Consider the following 21,488-nt stretch of genomic DNA (forward strand, 5'->3'; position numbering starts at 1 on the left):
TATCCGATTTCTCCACCACGTATAACTTTATATATTTTTTGAAAGCTACTCAATATTTTGTACTTGTTCACGAATTTTTTCAAGGTTATTTTTCATTTCTACAACATATTTTGAAATTGTTAAGTCATTTGCCTTAGAACCAATCGTATTAATTTCTCTATGCATCTCTTGCACGATGAAATCCATTTTCCTTCCAACAGGCTCTTCAATCTGCAATGTTTCACGAAATTGCTCTAAATGACTTTGCAAACGAACTAACTCTTCATGAATATCACAACGCTCTGCAAAGATTGCAACTTCTGTTAGCAATCTTTGTTCATCTAGATCTTGATTATGTAATTCTTTTAAGCGATTTTCTAATCGTTCACGATATTTTTGTGTAACAATTGGTGCATGTGGAATAATTGCATTTACACAATTGCTAATCTCTTGTAAACGATACGCTATATCTTTATGTAATCGTTCTCCTTCGCCATCTCTCATCGTTTTCAACATATGAGCAGCTTGACGAACAGCCTCATATAAACTGTTCTCAAAATGTTCATTTACATTTTCTATTTCTTCAATTGCTGTTACTTCTGGCATTGCCATTAATTGTTCGAGTGTAATAGAATCTTGTAATTGAAATTTCCCTTTTATATCTTCCATCATCGATTGGTACTGCTCAAGAAGTGACCAATTCACACTTAATTTTCTTTCAACAAGTCCTTCACCTGCTATACTAATAGACACTTCGATGCGTCCACGTCGAACTTGCTGTGCAATTATTTTACGAATTTTGTCCTCAAATACCATCATTTGCTTAGGAAGTCGAATACTCATCTCTAAAAAACGGTGGTTCACCGATTTCATTTCTACTGTAATTTGAAAAGTATCACTTTCTACTTTCGATCTTCCAAACCCTGTCATACTAGAAATCATTTTTATCACATCCAAGCCATAAAATAACTCAATGAAAAAGGTAATAGAGACAAGGCTCTACTACCTTCTGTAAATTATATCACATTTTCATAACATTGACTATTTCAAGTTTAATCCCTTCTTATATAACATCGGCTTTTTCTTCTTAGCCTTTTTCCCTGTTAATAAAGAACCTACTAGTAAGAAAGTCGGAATTGATGACAAACCTCCAATTAATAACCAATCTCTTGCTTGTATCGGCATTGTGCTAAAGATCGGTTGTAACGGTGGATAATATATAACCACTAGCATAAGTAGTAACGAAATAATAACCGCCCCTACTAAATACACGTTCCCAAATGGATTACGGTGAAAGACAGAATGCTCACTACGACAATCAAATACATGAATAAGCTGTGCAAGTACCAACGTCGCGAACGCTACAGTTTGTGCATATTTCAGTTCATTTGGATGTTGGTTATACGCAATAATAAACGCCACTAACGTCACTGCTCCAATTAAAAACCCTCGACTTATTATTTTCCACGCAAGCCCTCTAGCGAATACCCCTTCTTTCGGGTGACGCGGTGTTCTCTTCATCACATCTCCTTCAGCCTTATCCAAACCTAATGCCATCGCTGGTAAACCATCAGTAACTAAGTTCACCCATAAAATTTGAATAGGAACCATCGGCAGTGGTAATGCAAGTAACATCGCAAATAACATAACTAAAATTTCTCCAACATTTGACGCCAATAAGTAGCGAATGAACTTACGTATGTTCTCGTATATATTTCTTCCTTCTTTAATCGCTGACTTAATTGTAGCAAAATTATCATCTAGTAAAACAAGTGAAGAGGCTTCTTTTGCAACATCTGTCCCTGTAATCCCCATCGCTATCCCAATATCCGCTGTTTTTATCGCTGGAGCATCGTTCACTCCATCACCTGTCATCGCTACTATATGTCCTTGATTTTGCAATGCTTTAACAATTTTCAATTTATGCTCAGGTGATACACGAGCGAATACATACGTATCTTCTACAACATTTTCTAATTCCTCCACATCCATATTCGCGAGTTCTACTCCTTCAACAACGCGTCCATCTGGTGGTAAAACTCCTAATTGTTCAGCAATCGCCATTGCTGTAACTTTATGATCACCTGTAATCATTACTGTTCGAATACCAGCTTCTTTACACTCTTTTACCGCCTGCGCGACTTCTGGCCTTGGCGGGTCAATCATACCTTGTATTCCAACCAACATAAAATCTTTTTCAACGTCTCTTTCATGTTCAATAGAATCCGTTACTTTTAAAGGTTTAAACGCAACTGCAATTGTTCGAAGCGCTTGACTACCTAAGCTATGAATAGCCGCCTGTACTTCTTTTCTATATAGCTCACTTAACGGCTGCTGCTTATCCCCCCATAAGATTGTTTGACTCAGTTGCAAAAGAACATCCGGTGCTCCTTTCGTAACAATAAACTTTTTCCCCTCTCGATCTCGTACAATAACACTCATCATTTTTCGAGTTGAATCAAAGGGAAATTCACGAATAATTTCAAATTTCCCTTTCAATGCCTCACGTGTTATCCCAGCTTTCATTGCCGCAGCTACAAGCGCTCCCTCTGTTGGATCCCCATCTAATACGTACGCCTTTTTCTTTTGAATAATATTTGCATTGTTACATAGTGAACCAAATGTAAGTAGCTGATAAAGTGATTTTGTCTTAGCTGGATTCACTTCTTTTTCACCTTTCATAAAAGAGCCATTAGGTTCATATCCTTGCCCTGTCACTTTCCACAATTCTCCGCCTGACCACATATGTGTTACCATCATTTTGTTTTGTGTCATTGTTCCCGTTTTATCAGAGCATATAACAGAAGCGCAACCTAACGTTTCTACGGCCGGTAACTTCCTTACAATTGCTCTCTTTTTTATCATACGCTGTACACCAAGTGATAAAGCTACTGTAACAATTGCTGGCAATCCTTCTGGAATAGCCGCAACAGCTAGCGATACGCCAGCTAAAAACATATGATATACTTCATTCCCTTGATACACACCAGCCAATACAACTAGCGCTGTCAAAATAAGAGCTACAATAATTAATATTTTTCCGAGCTGTTCTAACCTTCTTTGCAGTGGCGTTTCCATTTGCTCTGCATTTTGCAACATATTTGCAATTTGCCCCATCGCTGTATTCATACCAGTTGCTACAACGACTCCTGTACCAGATCCTCGCGTAATCATTGTCCCCATAAAAGCCATATTTTTTTGATCCCCAATTGCAACATCTTGCCCTTGCAGTGCTTCTACCTTCTTTTGTACAGGTACGGACTCCCCTGTCAAAGCAGACTCTTCAATATATAAACTTGATGCCTCAACAAGACGCACATCAGCCCCAATACGATCACCACTGGAAAACTTAATAATATCACCTAAAACAAGTGCTTTAGATGGTGCTTTTACCCACTTTCCATTCCGCATTACAGTAACTTGCGGGGCAGCTAGTTCCTTTAAAGCTTCCAATGATTTTTCAGCTTTTCTTTCTTGAAAAAAGCCGAGAATACCATTGATAATAACAATGGCAACAATAGCAATAGAATCAATGTATTCACCTAAAAACGCAGAAACAATTGTTGCTCCAAACAAAACGAGTACCATGAAATCTTTAAACTGTGCTAAAAATACCATTAGTGCAGAAGGCCTTTTTGCTTCTTCTAATTCATTAGTACCAAATTTCTTTACTCGCCCTTCTGCTTCTTTCTCTGTAAGTCCAACCTTTACATTCGTATTCGTTCTTTCTTCCACTTCATGTGCTCGCATTCCATACCAGTTCATCCTGCTATCGACCTCCTGATTCCAGACATACTCTATTGAAAGCTTATTCAGCCTCGTCCAAAAAAATGCTATAATTAACATTTAGTTAGAAAGGAGTGTTCATTTATGGCATTCGATGGATTATTTACAAGAGCGATTACACATGAAATTGAAAATTCTCTTTACACAGGAAGAATTTCCAAAATATATCAACCTTCAAAATACGAGATTTTATTACATATTCGAGCGAATGGAAAGAACCAAAAACTAATTCTTTCATCTCATCCTACATATGCGCGTATGCACTTAACGAATCAAAACTACGATTCGCCAGCAATACCGCCGATGTTCTGTATGCTTCTTCGCAAACATTTAGAAGGTGGATTTATTGAAAAAATTGAACAAATCGACTTAGAACGCATTATTCAAATTACAGTTCGCAGTCGTAATGAAATCGGAGACGAATCATTAAAAACATTAGTAATTGAAATAATGGGACGACATAGTAACATTATCTTATTAGATACGAAAACAAACGTGATTTTAGATAGCTTAAAACACGTTTCATTAGCCGTAAACCGTCACCGAACTGTATATGCTGGTGCTGAGTACGTCGCGCCACCAGCCCAACATAAAATCAATCCTCTGCAAATTGAAACCGCAGATGATTTTATTAGACCGCTAGACTTTCTATCTGGAAATATGGATAAACAACTCGTCGGTGCTTTCATGGGAATATCCCCATTATTTGCAAAAGAAGTAGTAAAGAAAGCCGGTATGGTAAACGAGAAAGCATTATCAGAAGCATTTTTCTCTATACAAACACCATTACTATCTCATGCATATACACCTACAATGATTACTGCAAATGGAAAAGAATTCTTTTATCTTTTCCCTCTTACACACTTGCAAGGAGAAGAAAAAACATTCTCATCAGTGAGCGAATTGTTAGATCGTTTCTTCTTTGGCAAAGCAGAACGTGATCGTGTAAAACAACAAGCTCATGATTTAGAACGCTTTATGCAAAACGAAAAAAATAAAAACGAGAAAAAACTCATTAAACTCGAAAAAACACTGCAAGATGCTGGAAAAGCAGATAAATATCAACTATTTGGAGAGCTACTTACAGCCAATATGTACGCTTTAAAAAAGGGCGATAAAGATATTGAGGTCGTTAATTATTACGATGAGGATGGTGGAACTGTAAAAATCACATTAGATCCTTTAAAAACACCATCTGAAAATGCACAACGCTATTTCCAAAAGTATCAAAAAGCAAAAAATTCGGTTGCTGTTGTAGAAGAACAAATCGAAAAAACAAATGAAGAAATTCTTTATTTTGATAGCTTACTTCAACAAATGGAAGCTGCTTCTTCAAAAGACATTGAAGAAATTCGTGAGGAATTAGCTGAAGAAGGTTATGTGCGCAATCGCAAAACGAAAAACGCAAAGAAAAAGCCTACTAAACCAGTATTAGATAAATATGTAGCAAGTGATGGCACAGAGATTTTCGTTGGTAAAAACAATAAACAAAATGATTATTTAACAACGAAGTTTGCCCGCCGTGATGAAATTTGGTTACATACGAAAGATATACCTGGCTCTCACGTTGTCATTCGTTCTTTAGAGCCTGCTGAAGAAACTTTACTAGAAGCCGCCAAAATTGCTGCCTATTACAGTAAAGCGAAAGAGTCTAGCTCTGTACCTGTTGATTTCACCAAAATACGCCATGTCAAAAAACCGAGTGGTGCAAAACTTGGTTTTGTTACGTACGACAATCAGCAAACCGTATATGTAACACCAGATGCTGATATTGTAATGAAATTAAAAGCATAAATAAAAAAATGCGTTGCTTGTATGCAGCGCATTTTTTATATGTTTTCAATTTCGTTGCTATATCCATTCAATATTGTCAAAAAAATTGACAGTATCATTTCACATTTGTATAAAATTTTTTACAGCATGTAAATAAAGTACAAGTGTAACTCCAATCATTTTTCCCCATCCCCCTGCTATTCATTGAAGCAATCTAGATTTTATGAACAAACCGTCTCCCACAAATTACGGGCTATTTTTTTATCTCCCCTAAAATATATGTTGTCCCTACTATCCTTTCTTCAAATATACATTTTGGCACGCTATTTGCTTTATTCAATACTATGAATAGGAGGAATTAACATGACTTTAAAAATTAATAAAATCCAAAATCAACTACAAAACTATGAAATTGAGGGGTTACTTATTACAAAAAAAGAAAACCGCCAATATGCAACAGGCTTTACAGGTAGTGCTGGCGTCGTCTTACTCTCTGCCGATCAAGCTGTTTTCATCACTGATTTCCGCTATGTAGATCAAGCGAAATCACAAATAAAAGATGCTGAAATTATTATGCATAAAGGAAATTTAGAAAAAGAAATTGCACATCAAGTATCGAAATTAAACATTCAAAAACTTGGAATTGAAGAAAACAACATGACATTGCAACAATATAAAAACTTGCAAAAATACGTACAGGCGGAAATGATTCAAGTGTGCGAAATTATCGAAAATATTCGTATCATTAAAGACACGCCTGAAATAGAAACAATGAAAATTGCAGCTAATATCGCGGACGAAGCATTTCATCACATTCTTACGTTTCTAAAACCAGGAATAAGTGAAAATGCTGTACGAGATGAATTAGAATTTTTCATGCGAAAAAAAGGTGCTACATCTTCATCATTTCAAATTATTGTAGCTTCTGGTGTTCGTTCTTCTCTTCCACATGGAGTTGCATCAAATAAAATAATTGAACGAGGCGACATCGTTACATTAGACTTTGGTGCACTTTACGACGGATATTGTTCCGATATAACACGTACCGTAGCAATAGGGGAACCATCGGAAGAATTCAAAAAAATATACAATGTTGTACGAGAAGCGTTAAAACGTGGGACTGAAGCGATTAAGCCTGGAGAAACTGCGAAAAGTATCGATGATGTAACAAGAAACTACATTACAGATTGTGGATATGGTCAATATTTTGGTCATTCTACTGGTCATGGTCTTGGCTTAGAAATACATGAACCTCTTCGCTTATCCCAAGAAAGTAAAGCTACATTAAAAGAAGGTATGGTTGTTACAGTTGAACCGGGCATTTACATACCGAACTGGGGCGGTTGTAGAATTGAAGATGATATCGTCATTACAAAAGACGGATATGAAGTTATTACAAAATCAAATAGAGAACTAATTGTAATCCCTTGTTAAAATCATGGCCTTTTTAAAAGGAGTTTTTTCTACACATAGAATTCCTTCTCTGGAGTGTTCATTTAAAGAGGGGGAATTTAAATTGAATTTTGTAATTGATAAAATAGATGGTTTACAAGTTGAGTTTTCAAAACTTGTTTCCATGATGAATTACGCTCGTTATACAACAATGCAAGCAGTGGAAAGTTTAACAATTGAAGAACTTGATTATTTATATGATAAAGAAGCCAATTCAATTGGCATGCTGTTATATCACATGGCTGCTATTGAATTTTACTACCAAATCCATACCTTTGAGGATCGTGAACCGACGGAAGCTGAATTAGAACATTGGTTGCCAGCTATTGAGTTAGGGAATCTTGGACGAGAAAAAATAAAAGGAAACTCTTTAGAATTTTACATTAATACATTACAAGAAGTACGCTCTAAAACAATTGAAACATTTCAATCTTTACCTGATGAATGGCTATTTAAAACGACAGACTTTTGGTATGACAAACCAGCTAACAACTACTTTAAATGGTTTCACGTATTTGAAGATGAAATCAATCATCGCGGACAAATTCGCTTAATTAGGAAGATGCAAAAAGCTCATGCAGTAAAATAAGAAAGTGCCACCAGATAAGGTGGCACTTTCTTTTATTCATTTTTTAGGATTAACTGTATTGTAACATCCATTTATCGTTCTCATCATTACAGTACATGAAATTTTACTTTTTTTCTTTTTCCTATACTCACATACTTTCACTGCTTTCATACAATAAACTACACGAATGCCTAAAGGATGTGAATGTTATGGGAGTTGAATTAACGCTATTACACGCTCTCTACATTATTTGTTTACTCACTATTATTACCTTTTTTATTCTCCGGAAAGATACGACTATCATTTGTATCGTTTTTATCTTTTTATTAGCATTAACTGCAACAAGTTCTATCCCTCTTGCCATTAGCGGGATTTTTCAAAGTTTCATTTACGCCATTACTGAGCTATTACCAACTATATTAATCATCTCCATTATCGTATCAATGAGCAATTTACTCGTTCATACTGGCATAAATGATACGATGATTTCACCATTTACAAAAATGATTCGTACACCTACACTCGCCTACTGGATTATCGGCCTTTTAATGATGACCATTTCTTTCTTCTTTTGGCCTTCTCCAGCTGTCGCCTTAATGGGAGCTATTTTATTACCGGTTGCTGTACGTGTCGGCCTTCCTCCAATTGGGGTTGCAATTGCTATGAACTTATTTGGACACGGCATCGCCTTATCTGGAGACTTCGTTATTCAAGGTGCACCGAAATTAACTGCAGACGCGGCTGGTCTCCCTGTTTCCAGCGTCGTATCTGCAAGTGTTCCACTCGTTATCGTTATGGGCGTTGTGACAACTTCCGTCGCTTTTTTCTTCTTACGAAAAGAGTTTCATACAGGCTTAGCTATACAAGAATCTATTCTATCAACTGAGTCTTCTAAAACGCTCACTTCATTATCTCCTCGCACAAAGAAATGGCTCGCTATTTGTATCCCTATCGTATATATCATTGATATCCTTTGCATGATTCAATTTAAACTACAAGGAAGCGACGCAACTGCACTTATCGGCGGAACAACTGTTATTATGATTATCATCATTTCTCTCATCGCCTACAAAGGTAATGGACTGAATAAAACAACCGATTATTTCATAGAAGGGCTCCAATTTGGCTTTAAAATTTTCGGACCAGTTATTCCTATCGCTGCACTCTTTTATTTAGGAGATAGTGGCTTTGTGAAAATTATCGGAGACTATTTACCGAAAGGTTCACACGGAATCATTAACGACTTAGGCATCGCTTTATCTCAAACTGTTCCTTTAAATCAATATGTATCGGCAGGGACATTAACCATCGTGGGTGTCATTACCGGCTTAGATGGATCAGGTTTTTCAGGTATATCACTTGCTGGTTCCATTGCCAATCTTTTTGGAACAGCACTTGGCCATGGAACAGCTACATTAACAGCACTCGGGCAAATTGCAGCTATATGGACCGGGGGCGGGACGTTAATTCCTTGGGCACTTATTCCTGCTGCTGCGATTTGTAAAGTCGATCCATTTGAACTTGCACGCCGAAACTTTTTACCGGTTGTTATCGGTTTAATTGTCACCACGATCGTTGCGATGTTTATCCTATAACGTAAGCAAGTGTTCTCTTGCTTACGTTTTTTGCTTGTAAAATTCATCATGAATTATCAGTTTTCAAGAGGGATTCGTTATTACTCAGCGAAATTATATTAGGAGAGTAATTATTTCAAAACGTTTACGAGAAACAGATTACTGCAATTAGAAAAGGGGACATACCTATGAATGAATTGATTTTCGTCTTATTAATTTGTCCATTATTTATCTTTATCGTATCTGTTATTGGAACACGCAAAACGAAAACGTATTACGTAATGCCGATTGTAACGTTTGCTAGTTTTTTAATAATAGGTGTTATCGCCTTTACTCCAAAATTTTTCTTTTGGGTCGGCATGTATAGCATTTTCTCATTTATTGTTTCTTATGTGACTCTATTGTTTGTAAAAAGATATAAGCTTGCAGAAAGCACTAAGTAGTTAAGGAGATTGTAATATGATTTTCTTTGATATTGATGGAACTTTACTTGAATTTTTAACAATAATATAAAAAAACGACCGCGTTCCCCCGCAGTCGTTTTTTTCGTGTTACGCTGTGATCCAAGCTTCGTTTGCTGGATTTTTACGCCACTCTTGTAATTTTTTCGTTTCAGCTTGTCCAATCATACCTTTTTCTGCTGCAACTTCAGTTAATGCACTGTAATCACTTAAAGAATATGATGCTACGTTAGCTGCTTCTAGTTTTTCTTTTCCTGCTTCTAACTCATATGTGAAGATTGATACGATTCCTAATACTTCACATCCAGCTTCGCGAAGTGCTTCTACACATGTAATTGCACTACCGCCAGTTGAAATTAAGTCTTCTACTACTACGACTTTTTGACCTTTTTCAGCTTTTCCTTCGATTTGGTTCCCTTTACCGTGACCTTTTGCTTTACTACGTACGTAGCACATTGGTAAATCCATACGATCGCTTACCCATGCAGCGTGCGCAATACCAGCAGTTGCTGTTCCTGCAATAATTTCTACAGTTGGGAAGTGCTCTTTAATTAACTCTTCTAATCCAGCTGCAATCGCTTGACGTACTTTTGGATAAGATAAAGTTAAACGGTTATCACAATAAATTGGTGATTTCATACCTGAAGACCAAGTGAATGGATCATTCGGTTGTAAAAATACTGCTCCAATTTCTAATAAATGCGATGCGATTTCTTTTTTCATACTGTTACACCTTCCCACTGTTGTTTTACTGTTTTATACGCTTCAAGCGGATTTTCTGCTTTTGTAATACTACGTCCAACTACGATGTAGCTTGAGCCAAGTTCCCTCGCACGTTTCGGTGTTGCTACGCGCACTTGGTCATTTACATCATCGCTTGCAAGACGAATCCCCGGTGTTACTGTTACAAATTCATTTCCGCATACTTCACGTAATTTTGGAACTTCAAGTGTTGAACAAACAACGCCATCAAGTCCACTTTCTTTCGTTAATTTTGCATAATGAGCAACCGCTTCTTCTAACGTTTTCTCAATGCCGATCTCTTTTTTCATCATAGCTTCCGAAGTGCTTGTTAGTTGTGTAACTGCAATACAAATCGGTCTCTCTTTTCCTTCTTGCTTACCTTCCTCTAATCCCTCAATCGCAGCTTTCATCATGCTGCTTCCCCCAGCAGCATGAACATTTACCATATCAACATCTAGACTAGCTAGGCTACGCATAGCGCTTTTTACTGTATTCGGAATATCATGAAGTTTTAAATCTAAGAAGATCTTATGTCCCTTTTCTTTTAAGTACGTAATAATCGCAGGGCCTTCTTTGTAAAATAACTCCATACCTACTTTGACAAATAACTCTTCCCCTTCAAAGTGGTGTAAGAATTGTTCTACTTCTTGTTTCCCTGGAAAATCTAGTGCAACGATTAACGACTGTGACATGTTTGCTTCCAGCTCCTTCCTTGACATTCCGAAATGTGATCAAATCCTAATTCATCTAATAATGCTGGTAACTCTTCAATAATTGTCGGACATACGAACGGATCGATAAAGTTCGCTGTACCTACTGCAACTGCGCTTGCGCCAGCATAGAAGAATTCAATTACATCTTCAGCTGTTTCAATACCACCCATTCCGATAATTGGAATGTTAACCGCTTGGCTTACTTCATGTACCATGCGAATTGCTACTGGCTTAATCGCAGGACCTGATAATCCGCCTGTACGGTTTGCTAAAATTGGTTTAGCTGTTTTTAAATCTAGACGCATACCAAGCAATGTATTAATCATCGTTAAACCATCTGCACCTGCATTTTCAATCGCTTTTGCAATTTCTACTATGTTTGCCACGTTCGGTGACAATTTCACGTATACAGGTACTTCAGAAACCTCTTTTACTCGCTTCGTTAAATCAGCAGCAATTTCAGGATTTGTACCAAAGGCGATACCACCTGTTTTTACGTTCGGACAAGAAATGTTTAATTCTAGTGCATGGACATTAGGCGCTTTAGAAATTTCCTTCGCAACCGCTACGTAATCCTCAGCTTGTGAGCCTGCAACGTTTGCAATAATTGGAAGGTCAAATTGTTCTAACCATGGTAATTCCGAATTCATTACTTTGTCTAATCCCGGGTTTTGAAGTCCGATTGCATTTAGCATGCCCCCTGGTGTTTCAGCAACACGAGGCGTTGGATTTCCATAACGTGGTTGTTCTGTCGTCGCTTTAATCATGATTGATCCTAGTACACTTAAATCGTAAAACTGTGCATATTCACGACCAAACCCAAAGCATCCAGATGCCGGTATAATTGGATTTTTTAATGATAATCCTGGTAATTCAACTTGCAATCTGTTCATAGTACAACCTCCCCGATTGGAAATACTGGTCCGTCGCTACACACCTTCTTGTAAGAATGTCCACTTGGATCTTCTTGTAAGTGGCATACACATGCGAAACAAGCTCCAATACCACAGCCCATACGTTCTTCTAATGAAATATAGGCTTTTTTCTCTTTGTAACGTCCTTCTAGTGCACGAAGCATCGCTAGCGGACCACATGAATAAAGAATATCAAAGTCAATTCCGTAATTATCAATTACATCTGTGACAAATCCTTTTGTACCGTGTGTACCGTCTACTGTCGCAACGTACGTATCACCAAGTTCTGCAAATTTTTCTTCATAGAAAACTACATCTTTCGTTTGAAAGCCTAAGATGTGAATAACACGTACACCTTTTGCAACGAGGCGCTGTGATAATTCATAAAGTGGTGGTACACCAATTCCCCCACCTACTAGTAAAGCTGTTTGACCAGCTTCTGCTTCTTCTACAGGAAAACCGTGTCCTAATGGTCCTAGTACATCTACCATTTCACCTTGTTTTCTAGTTGCTAATGTTTTTGTCCCTTGTCCTTCGGCACGATATAGCATTGTAAATTCGTTCTTCTCTTGATCTACATTACAAATACTAATTGGGCGGCGCAGAAGGGGCGCAATGCCCTCTGCTACCTTAATGTGTACAAACTGCCCTGGTTCGTTCATTTGCTGTACTAACGTTCCTTGAAGCACTAATTCGTAAATATTTTTTGCGATTTCTTTTTGGTTAACGACGATCATATTTTGCTTTTGCATCATGCATGTACCACCTCGTGACGCTTTGTTTGCGTAATTTCTTTCATTGAATGAGCTGAGAATGTCATAGATTCTAATACTCGTAAGATTGCTCTTGTTGTATCAAGTGATGTTAAGCAAGCCACACCATTTTCTACTGATTCACGGCGAATGCGGAAACCATCACGCGCTGGTTGTTTACCTTTTGTTAATGTGTTAATTACAAACTGTGCTTTTCCTTGACGGATAATATCTAGTAAGTTGTAGTCTTCAGAATCAATTTTGTTTACAACTTGTACTGGGATATTTTGCTCTTCTAATGATTGTGCTGTTCCAGCTGTTGCTAATAAGTTATAGCCGATTTCGTGGAAACGTTTTGCAATTTCCATCGCCTCTTCTTTATCTTTATCCGCTACAGTAATGATTACTGAGCCGTGCGTTGGGATGTTAATTCCAGAAGCAACTAATCCTTTATATAATGCTTTTTCAAGCGTTAAGTCTTTACCCATTACTTCCCCTGTTGATTTCATTTCAGGTCCTAATGTTGTATCAACTGAGCGTAGTTTCGCGAATGAGAATACCGGAGCTTTTACATATACTTCTTTCTCTTCTGGGTGATAGCCAGTTCCGTATCCTTGCTCTACTAGGTCTTGCCCTAAAATAACTTTCGTTGCAACATTCGCCATCGGTACGCCTGTAATTTTACTTAAGAACGGTACTGTACGGCTTGCACGTGGATTTACTTCAATTACGTACACTTGATCTTTGAATACTACAAACTGGATATTTAGTAATCCAACAATGTTTAATCCTTTTCCAAGTGCAATTGTATGTTCAATGATTTGTTCTTTTAGTTTTTCAGATAAACTTTGTGGTGGATATACTCCAATTGAGTCACCAGAGTGAACTCCAGCGCGTTCAATATGTTCCATAATACCTGGAATGAATACATTCTCACCATCGGAAATTGCATCTACTTCAATTTCTTTACCAACCATGTAACGGTCGATTAATACTGGGTGATCTGCATGAACTTTAACTGCATTTTTCATGTAGTGCAGTAGTTCTTCTTGACGATATACGATTTCCATCGCACGTCCACCTAGTACGTAAGATGGTCTTACTAATACTGGGTAACCAATTTCTTCTGCGATTGCTACCGCTTGTTCTACAGTCGTTGCTGTTTTACCAACTGGTTGCGGGATGCCAAGTTTTGTTAAAGCAGCTTCGAATTTATCACGATCTTCTGCACGGTCTAAGTCTTCAAGTGATGTTCCTAAAATTTTCACACCGTGTTCTTCTAGTTTCGCTGCTAAGTTAATTGCCGTTTGTCCACCGAACTGAACGATAACACCTTCTGGTTTTTCTAAATCGATAATATGCATTACATCTTCAATCGTTAATGGTTCAAAGTATAATTTGTCAGAAATACTGAAGTCTGTTGAAACTGTTTCTGGGTTGTTGTTAATGATAATTGCTTCATATCCAGCTTCTTTAATTGCCCATACTGAGTGAACTGTTGCGTAATCAAACTCAACACCTTGACCAATACGGATCGGACCAGATCCTAGAACTACTACACTCTTACGATCTGTTACAATCGATTCATTTTCGTCCGCATATGTGCTGTAGTAATATGGCGTTGCAGATTCAAACTCTGCCGCACAAGTATCTACCATTTTGAATACTGGCATCATATTATTTTCTTTACGCATATCGTAAATTTCGCGCTCCGTTTTGTTCCAAGCTGCTGCAATGTAGTGATCGCTGAAGCCCATTTCTTTTGCAGTTTGTAGTACTTCCATATTTCCTACATTCGCTTTTACTTCACGTTCCATATTTACGATGTTTTCAACTTTTTGTAAGAAGAAGAAGTCCATTTCACACCATTCATTGATTTCTTCTTTCGTTACACCTTGGCGAATTGCTTCTGCTACAATAAACAGTCGTTCATCATCCGCTTTAATGATACGTTTTTTCATCGTTTCTTTATCAAGTTCTTTTAAGTGGTCTAATTCTAAGTGATAAATGCCAAGCTCTAAAGAACGAACTGCTTTTAGTAATGATTCTTCTAAGTTACGTCCAATTGACATAACTTCACCAGTTGCTTTCATTTGTGTTCCAAGCGTTCTGTTCGCTGATTCAAACTTATCAAACGGCCAACGTGGAATTTTTGAAACAACATAGTCTAACGCCGGCTCGAAGCAAGCGTAAGTTTTTTGTGTTACTGGGTTTACGATTTCATCTAACGTTAAGCCGACTGCAATTTTTGCTGCTAATTTCGCAATTGGATATCCAGTTGCTTTAGATGCTAGTGCAGATGAACGACTTACACGTGGATTTACTTCGATTACATAGTATTGGAAGCTATATGGATCTAGTGCAAGCTGAACGTTACATCCACCTTCAATTCCTAGTGCACGAATAATTCGTAATGACGTGTTACGTAACATTTGGTATTCACGGTCGCTTAGCGTTTGGCTCGGTGCTACAACGATTGAATCACCTGTATGAACACCAACTGGATCGATATTTTCCATGTTACACACTACAATCGCGTTATCATTTGAATCACGCATTACTTCGTATTCAATTTCTTTACAGCCAGCAATACTTTTCTCTAATAAACATTGTGTTACTGGGCTATGTTTTAAACCACTTGTTACGATTTCAATTAGCTCTTCTTCGTTATGACAAATTCCGCCGCCCGTTCCTCCTAATGTGAACGCTGGTCGAACGATTACTGGGTAACCAATTTCGTTTACAAATCCATATGCTTCATCAAGGTTATGAATAATTTCACTTGGTGGTGTTGGTTCATTTAAATCTTGCATTAATGTACGGAATAAATCACGATCTTCCGCTTGCTCGATTGCTGATAATTTTGTTCCTAAAATTTCAACTCCGCACTCGTCAAGTACGCCTGATTTTGCAAGTTCAACAGCCATGTTTAAACCTGTTTGACCACCTAATGTTGGTAGGATTGCATCAGGACGTTCTTTACGAATAATACGGCTTACGAATTCTAATGTTAATGGCTCGATGTATACTTTATCTGCTGTTGCAGTATCCGTCATAATTGTTGCTGGGTTAGAGTTAACAAGGATTACTTTGTAACCTTCCTCTTTAAGAGATTGACAAGCTTGTGTACCAGAGTAGTCAAACTCCGCTGCTTGCCCAATTACAATTGGTCCTGATCCGATTACTAAAATTGTGTTAATGTCTAGGCGTTTTGGCATAACTCTTCCCCTTCTTTCTTGAAGTTTTCAATCATTGTTAAGAAATCTTCGAATAAATCATTTGCATCTTCTGGTCCCGCTGAAGCTTCTGGATGGTATTGTACTGTAAATGCCGGGAACTTCTTATGACGAAGACCTTCTACCGTTCCATCGTTTAAAGCAACATGTGTAATTTCAAGATCTGTATTTTCAACTGATTCTTCTTCTACTGCGTATCCGTGGTTTTGAGATGTAATTGCTACTTTTCCAGTTGCAAGATTTTTTACTGGATGGTTTAAACCACGGTGACCAAATTTCAACTTACTTGTATTTGCACCTGATGCTAGAGCGAACAATTGATGTCCTAGGCAAATTCCGAATAAAGGAACTTTACCGATAATGTCTTTTAACATTTCAATTGCTTCTGGTACATCTTTCGGATCTCCAGGTCCATTACTTAACATAATTCCATCTGGGCTAAGGCGTAAAATTTCTTCCGCTGTTGTGTTGTAAGGAACTACAATTACATCACAGTCACGCTTATTTAATTCTCGTAAAATACCATGTTTCATACCGAAGTCTACTAGTACAACTCGGTGACCACGACCTGGGCTTGGGTATGGATCTTTCGTTGATACGCGTTTTACATGATCTGTAAATACTGTCGCTTTTAATTGGCTTACAATGTACTCTACATCTGCATCCATGTTACAAAGGCGTCCACGTAATGTACCGTATTGACGAATTTTTCTCGTTAATTTTCTCGTATCAATCCCTGCTAATCCTGGGATATTTCTTTCTTTCAAGTAATCATTTAACGAAATTTCATTACGGAAGTTTGATGGGTGATCACAAATTTCGTTTACGATTAAACCATTTACAGATGGGTGAATGGATTCAAAATCGTCACGGTTAATGCCGTAGTTTCCGATTAATGGGTACGTGAATGTTACGATTTGACCGCAATATGATGGATCAGATAATGTTTCTTGATATCCAGTCATTCCTGTTGTAAATACAACCTCACCTGACTTTTCGATTTCGCCTCCGAAACCTGTTCCAATTAATACTGTTCCATCTTCTAAGATAAGTTGTCTTTTCATACTAATGCACTCTCCTTTTGCCATGCGATCTTACCACCAACGATTGTCATTACCGGCCATCCTTGGCATTTCCAACCTGCGAATGGTGTATTTTTTCCTTTTGATAAGAATGTTGTTGGGTCAATCTCTTCTTCTTGTTCTAAATCAATGATTGTAATATCAGCTGCTCTACCTTCTTTTAGGCGACCTGCTTCTAAGCCGAATGTATCAGCTGGCTTTTCTGTTAAGAATTGAATTAACTGTTCTAGCGTAATAACTCCCTTTTTCACAAGGTTTGTGTATAGAAGCGGGAATGCTGTTTCAAAACCAGTAATTCCAAACGGTGCTCTTTCAATTCCTTGTGCTTTCTCTTCCGCTGTATGCGGTGCATGGTCAGTTGCGATCATATCGATCGTTCCATCTAATAAACCTTCAATTAATGCTGCATGGTCTTCTTTTCCACGAAGCGGTGGGTTCATTTTAAAGTTAGGATCAGCTGATGGGATATCATCTTCACATAACACTAGGTGATGCGGTGTTACTTCTGCTGTTACTTTAATTCCAGCGCGTTTCGCATCACGGATTACACGTACAGAACCTTTCGTACTTACATGACATACGTGATAGTGGCAATCTGCTGCTTCAGCAAGCAGTATATCCCTTGCAATATGTACAGATTCACATACTGATGGGATACCGTTTAATCCGTGTTTCTCAGAAAACTTCCCTTCATGTACACAACCTTTATTAATAAGCGTATTCTCTTCACAGTGCGCAACTACTGCCATATCTAATTTTGCTGCACGTTTCATAGCCGCTAACATCATGCTCGCATCTTGTACGCCTACGCCGTCATCTGTGAAAGCAAATGCTCCAAGTTCTTTTAATGTTTCGAAATCTGTCATTTCAGAACCAGCTTGACGTACTGTAATTGCTCCGTATGGTAGTACGTTAACATGAGCTTTTTCTTCAATACGTTTTTGCAAGTCTTCCATATGTTCTCTGCAATCTGGTACCGGGCGTGTATTTGGCATTGCGCAAATTGTAGTGAATCCACCTTTTGCCGCTGCTAGTGTACCTGTTTCAATTGTTTCTTTATGTTCACCACCTGGTTCACGAAGATGTACGTGTACATCTACTAATCCAGGTGCGATTAACTTTCCGTTCACATCGATTACTTCAGCATTATCTGCCGTAATATTTTCTGCTACCTTAGCGATTTTACCGTCTTGTACGAGAAGATCCGTTGCTACGATTTTTCCTTCTTCATTCATATAACGACCATTTTTAAACAAATAATTCATGTTTCATTCCTCCTAATACATTTGGTAAGGCGCGTTTTAGTACAGCCATTCTTACGTAAACTCCATTTTCCATTTGTTTAAATATACGTGAACGCTCACACTCAACAAGTTCACTTGCAATTTCAACATCACGGTTTACAGGAGCTGGATGCATAATAATGCTTCCTTCTTTCATACGCTTTTCTCTTTCTACTGTTAATCCGTGTTTCTCATGATATTCTTTCATAATGTCTGTTTCATAATGATTATGACGCTCATGTTGTACACGGAGTAACATCATTACATCAACTTCTGGAACAAGTTCATCTAATGGTTTGTATGTTCCAAATGTGTTGTCTTCATCTTTCCACTCTTCTGGACTTGCAAAGTAAATTGTTGCACCAAGCTTCGTTAATGCTTCTGCATTAGAACGTGCTACTCGGCTATGACGAACATCTCCTACTATTGCAATCTTCAAACCTTCAAATCTTCCAAACTCTTGTTTAATTGTAAGAAGGTCCAGTAGGCACTGTGTTGGGTGGTTTCCGCATCCATCTCCAGCATTTAAGATTGGAATATTCACCTGATCTTTTAGTTCATCGAAGTAGCGATCTTGCTCGTGGCGGATGACCACTGCTTTTGTTCCGATTGATTCTAGTGTTCTTATCGTATCGTATAGAGTTTCTCCTTTTTGTACGCTAGATGCATCAGCTGAAAAGTTTAAAACATCAAGTCCTAATCTCTTCTCAGCAACTTCAAAGCTAAATCTCGTTCTCGTACTATTCTCAAAGAACAAGTTCGCAACAAAAGTTTGCTCTGTCGTTTTGCTCTCTTTTCCATTCGCAAAATCTTCTGCATATTTTAGGATTTCTGAAATTTCTACTTCCGATAATTCACTCATCGTTAACAAATGGCTCATCGTCATCCCTCATCTTTCTGATTTTTATGTTACCACTTTTGAATTTTTATAACAACCTTTGCATAAAAATACCCTAATCGTGTGAGACTAGGATGCAAGAAAGAAGCCACCCTTTCCGGTCTCACAGGACTGAATTAAAAGGTTATTATTATGAAGCAATCTGCTTAGATTGTTTTATTTGTTTCGTTTCCGGTAGTAGTAGATTTAACAGTACACCTACAATTGCTGCTAGTGCCATTCCTTCTACTTGGAATGATTCTCCTACGTGAAGTACCGCTCCACCAATACCGATTACTAATATTACTGATGCAATCATTAAGTTTCGTTTGTCACTTAAATCTGTTTTATCATCTACCATCATGCGTAATCCGCTTGATGCGATTACACCGAATAGTAAGATTGATACACCACCCATAACTGGTGTTGGGATCGAATGAATCAGTGCAGAAATCTTACCGATAAATCCGAACATGATTGCGAATACTGCTGAACCGATGAATAAGTATACACTGTATGCTCTCGTAATTGCTAGCACACCGATGTTTTCACCATACGTTGTATTCGGTGGCCCACCGATTAGTGACGCGATTAATGTTGCTACTCCGTCACCGAAGATTGAACGGTGTAAACCTGGTTTTTCAATTAAATCTCTTTTAATAACATTTCCAAGAACAATTTGATGTCCGATATGTTCTGATATTGTTACTAGTGCAACTGGTACCATCAAGAGTACAATCTTCCATGAAAACTCTGGTGTGTATGTTACAAATGGTACTGTGAAATCTGGTACAACAAACCATTTTGCCTCAGCTACCGGCTTTAAGTCTACTAGCCCTTGGAAGTAAGCGAAGATATATCCACCGATAATGCCAAGTAACACTGGTATGATACTGAAAAATCCTCTTCCAAATATCGAGCATATAATTGTAATTGCTAATGTTACTAACGCTACTGAAAAGTGTGTAAAGCTATATTTGCCATCCGCACCGTTCATCGCCATGTTAACTGCTGTATGTGCTAAAGCTAGACCGATTACCATTACTACTGGACCAACTACGATTGGTGGTAGTAATTTCATAATCCACTCTGATCCTGATTTCTTAATTCCGAGTGAGATTAAGATGTACACAAGTCCTGCTAGCAAACCACCAAGCATTGCCGCTCCCGGTCCACCTGCCGTTTTCGCTGTTATAATCGGTGCGATAAAGGCGAATGATGATCCTAGATAAGCAGGTACTTGACCTTTCGTTATAAGAAGGAATGCTAACGTTCCTAATCCACTTGATATTAATGCTACTGATGGATTCAATCCTGTTAAAAACGGAACAAGCACTGTTGATCCAAACATCGCGAACAAATGTTGTATACTTAAAAATAACCATTTTCCCGGTTTCGGTACTTCATTAACGTCTAACACTGGCTTTTGTTCCATTGTTACATCCTCCTTCAGTTTAAATCTTTGCAATAAAAAAACTCTTTGTGCCTGTGCACAAAGAGTCCTACACTTTCGTATGCCAAATTTGACATATGAAAGCCGAGACCCTTTGGCAGCCTCACAGGACTACATTTAAAAGGGCTTTACTTATCGTATATGCTTACTCGATCTTGTTGATCTGTCTCTTGCAAATCAACTTCGATACGCTCTTCACTTGATGTTGGAATATTCTTCCCTACATAATCAGCGCGAATTGGTAATTCGCGATGACCTCTATCAACAAGAACCGCCAATTGGATTTGAGATGGTCTACCTAAATCCATAAGAGCATCCATTGCTGCTCGAACTGTTCTTCCTGTATATAATACGTCATCCACAAGGATAACTTTTTTCTTCGTAATATCTACAGGGATATCAGAACCTTTTACAAGTGGTTCTTTATTTTTCGATTGTAGTGTTAAATCATCACGATATAACGTAATGTCTAACTCTCCAACTTCCATTTCTTTTCCTTCAATTTGACCAATTCGTTCTGCCAAACGTTGTGCAATAAAAATTCCACGAGTTTTAATTCCGACAAGAACACAATTATCGACACCTTTATTTCGTTCCACGATTTCATGACTAATTCGTGTTAAAGCGCGGCGAATCATTTGGTCATCTAAAACGACAGCTTTCTCTTGCATGCTCTACACCTCCAAGCTTTTTTCTTGCGTGAGAGTAATGGTATAAAAAAAGTCCTCTCAGCGTGTGCGAGAGGACTTTTGAAAAAAGGGTACAACATACCCTAAGTATTTCAAACCGTTACCTTCTCAACCTCACGGGGCTGTGTTAAAGGATCATTATTTAACTGTTG

17 protein-coding genes are annotated in these 21,488 nt (G+C 37.9%); 5 read left to right on the forward strand and 12 right to left on the reverse strand.

The features are described 5' to 3' along the window. Positions 1-45 precede the first annotated feature (45 nt). The gene (locus ACTL4X_RS19630; protein WP_000625866.1) at positions 46-921 is read right to left on the reverse strand and encodes a YicC/YloC family endoribonuclease; all 876 of its coding nucleotides are present in this window, start codon (positions 919-921) and stop codon (positions 46-48) included. 99 nt (positions 922-1,020) lie between these two features. Continuing rightward, complete coding sequence (locus ACTL4X_RS19635) at positions 1,021-3,744, reverse strand: calcium-translocating P-type ATPase, SERCA-type (RefSeq protein WP_001104776.1); 2,724 nt, start codon at positions 3,742-3,744, stop codon at positions 1,021-1,023. Between the two features lie 105 nt (positions 3,745-3,849). On the opposite strand from ACTL4X_RS19635, the gene ACTL4X_RS19640 reads away from it, so the two are divergent. The 5 genes from ACTL4X_RS19640 to ACTL4X_RS19660 all read left to right on the forward strand — a co-directional run bounded on the left by ACTL4X_RS19640 (position 3,850) and on the right by ACTL4X_RS19660 (position 9,575). Beyond that, positions 3,850-5,559 carry an Rqc2 family fibronectin-binding protein gene (locus ACTL4X_RS19640; RefSeq protein ID WP_000863284.1) on the forward strand — a complete coding sequence of 570 codons (1,710 nt, stop codon included), beginning with the start codon at positions 3,850-3,852 and terminating at the stop codon, positions 5,557-5,559. A 342-nt stretch (positions 5,560-5,901) separates the two neighbouring features. Continuing rightward, positions 5,902-6,972 carry a M24 family metallopeptidase gene (locus ACTL4X_RS19645; protein ID WP_000172817.1) on the forward strand — a complete coding sequence of 357 codons (1,071 nt, stop codon included), beginning with the start codon at positions 5,902-5,904 and terminating at the stop codon, positions 6,970-6,972. 82 nt (positions 6,973-7,054) lie between these two features. Beyond that, positions 7,055-7,579, forward strand: a complete 525-nt coding sequence (locus ACTL4X_RS19650) for a DinB family protein (protein ID WP_001012048.1) — start codon at positions 7,055-7,057, stop codon at positions 7,577-7,579. Between the two features lie 188 nt (positions 7,580-7,767). Further along, positions 7,768-9,153, forward strand: a complete 1,386-nt coding sequence (locus tag ACTL4X_RS19655; protein WP_000537875.1) for a membrane protein — start codon at positions 7,768-7,770, stop codon at positions 9,151-9,153. A gap of 167 nt (positions 9,154-9,320) precedes the next feature. Continuing rightward, positions 9,321-9,575 (forward strand): YbeF family protein, encoded by a 255-nt coding sequence (locus tag ACTL4X_RS19660; protein ID WP_001003919.1) that lies wholly within the window; start codon positions 9,321-9,323, stop codon positions 9,573-9,575. Positions 9,576-9,683: 108 nt separating this feature from the next. Here the strand turns inward: ACTL4X_RS19660 and pyrE are convergent, their stop codons facing one another. The 10 genes from pyrE to pyrR all read right to left on the reverse strand — a co-directional run bounded on the left by pyrE (position 9,684) and on the right by pyrR (position 21,318). Beyond that, complete coding sequence (pyrE, locus tag ACTL4X_RS19665) at positions 9,684-10,316, reverse strand: orotate phosphoribosyltransferase (RefSeq protein ID WP_000711440.1); 633 nt, start codon at positions 10,314-10,316, stop codon at positions 9,684-9,686. Further along, the gene (pyrF, locus tag ACTL4X_RS19670; protein WP_000083510.1) at positions 10,313-11,029 is read right to left on the reverse strand and encodes an orotidine-5'-phosphate decarboxylase; all 717 of its coding nucleotides are present in this window, start codon (positions 11,027-11,029) and stop codon (positions 10,313-10,315) included. The genes pyrE and pyrF overlap by 4 nt, the downstream gene beginning before the upstream one ends. Further along, the gene (pyrD, locus tag ACTL4X_RS19675; RefSeq protein WP_001081049.1) at positions 11,014-11,943 is read right to left on the reverse strand and encodes a dihydroorotate oxidase B catalytic subunit; all 930 of its coding nucleotides are present in this window, start codon (positions 11,941-11,943) and stop codon (positions 11,014-11,016) included. The genes pyrF and pyrD overlap by 16 nt, the downstream gene beginning before the upstream one ends. Then, positions 11,940-12,719 carry a dihydroorotate oxidase B electron transfer subunit gene (gene pyrK, locus ACTL4X_RS19680; RefSeq protein WP_000983359.1) on the reverse strand — a complete coding sequence of 260 codons (780 nt, stop codon included), beginning with the start codon at positions 12,717-12,719 and terminating at the stop codon, positions 11,940-11,942. The genes pyrD and pyrK overlap by 4 nt, the downstream gene beginning before the upstream one ends. Next, a complete protein-coding gene (gene carB, locus ACTL4X_RS19685) occupies positions 12,716-15,934 on the reverse strand; it encodes a carbamoyl-phosphate synthase large subunit (RefSeq protein ID WP_001126101.1) in 3,219 nt (1,072 codons plus the stop codon). The genes pyrK and carB overlap by 4 nt, the downstream gene beginning before the upstream one ends. Then, positions 15,919-17,016, reverse strand: a complete 1,098-nt coding sequence (locus ACTL4X_RS19690) for a carbamoyl phosphate synthase small subunit (protein WP_000828680.1) — start codon at positions 17,014-17,016, stop codon at positions 15,919-15,921. Before ACTL4X_RS19690 ends, carB begins: the two co-directional genes overlap by 16 nt. Further along, positions 17,013-18,299 (reverse strand): dihydroorotase, encoded by a 1,287-nt coding sequence (gene pyrC, locus ACTL4X_RS19695; RefSeq protein ID WP_001108367.1) that lies wholly within the window; start codon positions 18,297-18,299, stop codon positions 17,013-17,015. Before pyrC ends, ACTL4X_RS19690 begins: the two co-directional genes overlap by 4 nt. Beyond that, positions 18,283-19,197, reverse strand: coding sequence for an aspartate carbamoyltransferase (gene pyrB / locus ACTL4X_RS19700; RefSeq protein ID WP_441394944.1), 915 nt, complete (start codon positions 19,195-19,197; stop codon positions 18,283-18,285). Before pyrB ends, pyrC begins: the two co-directional genes overlap by 17 nt. Positions 19,198-19,345: 148 nt before the next feature. Then, on the reverse strand, positions 19,346-20,629 hold the full coding sequence (uraA, locus tag ACTL4X_RS19705; RefSeq protein ID WP_000435928.1) for a uracil permease: 1,284 nt from the start codon (positions 20,627-20,629) through the stop codon (positions 19,346-19,348). A 146-nt stretch (positions 20,630-20,775) separates the two neighbouring features. After that, positions 20,776-21,318, reverse strand: a complete 543-nt coding sequence (gene pyrR / locus ACTL4X_RS19710; RefSeq protein WP_001156491.1) for a bifunctional pyrimidine operon transcriptional regulator/uracil phosphoribosyltransferase — start codon at positions 21,316-21,318, stop codon at positions 20,776-20,778. Positions 21,319-21,488: the final 170 nt, after the last annotated feature.

The sequence above is a fragment of the Bacillus sp. RE35 genome, from assembly GCF_052146655.1.
Taxonomy (GTDB): Bacteria; Bacillota; Bacilli; order Bacillales; family Bacillaceae_G; genus Bacillus_A; species Bacillus_A cereus.

What these genes read in the sequence shown, in the direction of transcription:
- carB (WP_001126101.1), bottom strand. Translation starts at nt 15,934, where the DNA reads ATGCCAAAACGCCTAGACATTAACACAATTTTAGTAATCGGATCAGGA.
- ACTL4X_RS19645 (WP_000172817.1), top strand. Translation starts at nt 5,902, where the DNA reads ATGACTTTAAAAATTAATAAAATCCAAAATCAACTACAAAACTATGAA.
- pyrF (WP_000083510.1), bottom strand. Translation starts at nt 11,029, where the DNA reads ATGTCACAGTCGTTAATCGTTGCACTAGATTTTCCAGGGAAACAAGAA.
- pyrR (WP_001156491.1), bottom strand. Translation starts at nt 21,318, where the DNA reads ATGCAAGAGAAAGCTGTCGTTTTAGATGACCAAATGATTCGCCGCGCT.
- ACTL4X_RS19655 (WP_000537875.1), top strand. Translation starts at nt 7,768, where the DNA reads ATGGGAGTTGAATTAACGCTATTACACGCTCTCTACATTATTTGTTTA.
- ACTL4X_RS19630 (WP_000625866.1), bottom strand. Translation starts at nt 921, where the DNA reads ATGATTTCTAGTATGACAGGGTTTGGAAGATCGAAAGTAGAAAGTGAT.
- ACTL4X_RS19660 (WP_001003919.1), top strand. Translation starts at nt 9,321, where the DNA reads ATGAATGAATTGATTTTCGTCTTATTAATTTGTCCATTATTTATCTTT.
- pyrE (WP_000711440.1), bottom strand. Translation starts at nt 10,316, where the DNA reads ATGAAAAAAGAAATCGCATCGCATTTATTAGAAATTGGAGCAGTATTT.
- pyrD (WP_001081049.1), bottom strand. Translation starts at nt 11,943, where the DNA reads ATGAACAGATTGCAAGTTGAATTACCAGGATTATCATTAAAAAATCCA.
- ACTL4X_RS19690 (WP_000828680.1), bottom strand. Translation starts at nt 17,016, where the DNA reads ATGAAAAGACAACTTATCTTAGAAGATGGAACAGTATTAATTGGAACA.
- ACTL4X_RS19635 (WP_001104776.1), bottom strand. Translation starts at nt 3,744, where the DNA reads ATGAACTGGTATGGAATGCGAGCACATGAAGTGGAAGAAAGAACGAAT.
- pyrK (WP_000983359.1), bottom strand. Translation starts at nt 12,719, where the DNA reads ATGATGCAAAAGCAAAATATGATCGTCGTTAACCAAAAAGAAATCGCA.
- pyrC (WP_001108367.1), bottom strand. Translation starts at nt 18,299, where the DNA reads ATGAATTATTTGTTTAAAAATGGTCGTTATATGAATGAAGAAGGAAAA.
- ACTL4X_RS19640 (WP_000863284.1), top strand. Translation starts at nt 3,850, where the DNA reads ATGGCATTCGATGGATTATTTACAAGAGCGATTACACATGAAATTGAA.
- pyrB (WP_441394944.1), bottom strand. Translation starts at nt 19,197, where the DNA reads ATGAGCCATTTGTTAACGATGAGTGAATTATCGGAAGTAGAAATTTCA.
- uraA (WP_000435928.1), bottom strand. Translation starts at nt 20,629, where the DNA reads ATGGAACAAAAGCCAGTGTTAGACGTTAATGAAGTACCGAAACCGGGA.